Origin of the sequence: Paraburkholderia sp. (assembly GCF_035656215.1) — a bacterium.
In the GTDB taxonomy this organism is placed as follows: domain Bacteria; phylum Pseudomonadota; class Gammaproteobacteria; order Burkholderiales; family Burkholderiaceae; genus Paraburkholderia.
Genome location: NZ_DASRSY010000105.1, coordinates 1 through 1,863, shown reverse-complemented (window position 1 = coordinate 1,863; position 1,863 = coordinate 1). Strand labels below are relative to the sequence as shown.

Below are 1,863 nucleotides of genomic sequence, written 5' to 3'. Positions count from 1 at the left end.
TGTGTCAGGTGCTCGAATGGGTGCAGCACTGGTACGAAAAGCGTCTCGCGCTACCGGCGCGTCACTGAGGACGTCACTCAGGACGTCCCTCAGGACGTCCCTGAGTGCACCGCCTGGCCTCTCGCCTGACACCCCATTTCGCAAGCCACGGCTCCGCCCATGGCTAGCCGCCTACCGGCTCGCGGCTAGCGACGCCTTATCCAGCGGCGCGCCGAAGCGATCGAAGCGCGGCTTGTAGTAATGATCCGGGTCGAGCGAATACACCACGTGACGCGTACGGCCCATCAGTTCCTTGCGCGGAAAAAAGCCGAAGTAACGTGAGTCGGCACTGTCGTCGCGGTTGTCGCCGAGCATCAGATATTCGCCTTGCGGCACGACCACCGGCCCGAACGAATTGCGCGGACTCGGCGCGTCGGGCGCAAGCCGTACCGTGTGCGTCACGCCGTCGAAGCGCTCGGTCAGATAGTCGCCAGGAGACGTTGCATCGCCAGGCAGCGGCTTCAGGTACAGCGGCTGATAATCCGCGCGCACGCCGTTCACGTACAGCACGTTGTCGCGCATGGCGACGCTGTCGCCGGGCATGCCGATCAGACGCTTGACGATCAACTCATGCGCCGCCGAGGAATCGATCGTGACGATATCGCCGCGCCGCGGATCGTGCAGATGCGCGATCGTGATGTGAGTGAGCGGCACGCGCAGATCGTAGGCCATCTTGTCGACGAAAATCCGGTCGCCTTCGCGAATTGTCGGCAACATCGAGCCGCTTGGCACGACGTTCCAGTCGGCCACGGCGCTGCGGAACAGCACCATCAAGAACAGAAAGGCGACGAGACTTTTGTTGTCGCGCCACAGTTTTCCAAGCATGCGCATCGCAGGCGGCTCCAGTGGAAGGTGATCGAAAGCTATGGGTGCGCGGGCCCTTTTTTATTCGAGTCTGCACGCCCGCGCAAATCGTACCACCGCGGCTGGAAGCAGCGCGGCAACGGGCCTTCACTCGCCCGCGAACTTAAGCCCCAACGCGGCACGCGCTGCATCGGACATCTCGATCATCTGCAGCGACTTGCTGTGCGGCATCAGCGGGCTCTCAATCTGCCCCGCGCGAATCAGCTCGCAGAAATGCGCGGTCTCGTAGTTCAGACCGCCGCCTTCGAACGGCTCGTCGAGCTCGACCACACGACCGTCGGTGTACCGGATCGTCGCGCGCGCCGGATTCCACCAGGGTTCATGAATCGTGACATGGCCGCCCTTGGCCATCAGCAACGCGTCGCCCTTGCCGTGCAGGTCGAGTCCGCAAAACAGCTGGGCGATGCCGCGCTCATGCTGGCTATTCAGGCTCGCGAACGTATCGACGCCCGTCGAGCCGAGCCGCCCGAGCGTCTGCACTTCACGCGGCGCACCGAGCCAGTCGACCGCGAGAAACATCTCGTAGACGCCGATATCGAGCAGCGCGCCGCCCGCATGCTCGAACGACATCGACGGATGATCGGCCGGCACGCCCGGTACCGAACAGCCGGCGCGCACGAGACCCACCTCGCCGATCGGCTCGGCGTCCAGATGGGCGCGCAACTTTCTGTAGAGCGGATAGAACGGCGGCTTCATGGCTTCCATGAAAAGCCGTTGCTCGGCGCGCGCGACATCGAGCACACGCTCGAGTTGCGGCTTGTTGATGGTGGCGGGTTTTTCGCACAGCACGTGCAGACCGGCTCGCAGCGCGGCGATCGCGTAATCGGCGTGACTGTCCTGGACGGTGGCGATATAAAGCGCGTCGATACCGCTTGCGAGCAGCGCGTCGAAACTCGCACACACCTCGCCGCCGAATTCTTCAGCGAAAGCCATGGCCGGTTCGGCGCGACGAGACCATAG

The 1,863-nt window shown here is 63.7% G+C and carries 2 protein-coding genes; both read right to left on the bottom strand.

Features of this window, described 5'->3' with window-relative positions:
* Positions 1-171: 171 nt before the first annotated feature.
* Positions 172-870, bottom strand: a complete 699-nt coding sequence (lepB, locus tag VFE81_RS06050; protein ID WP_325043724.1) for a signal peptidase I — start codon at positions 868-870, stop codon at positions 172-174.
* A 120-nt stretch (positions 871-990) separates the two neighbouring features.
* On the bottom strand, positions 991-1,863 hold an 873-nt coding region (locus tag VFE81_RS06045; protein ID WP_325043723.1), incomplete at its 5' end, for a Gfo/Idh/MocA family oxidoreductase.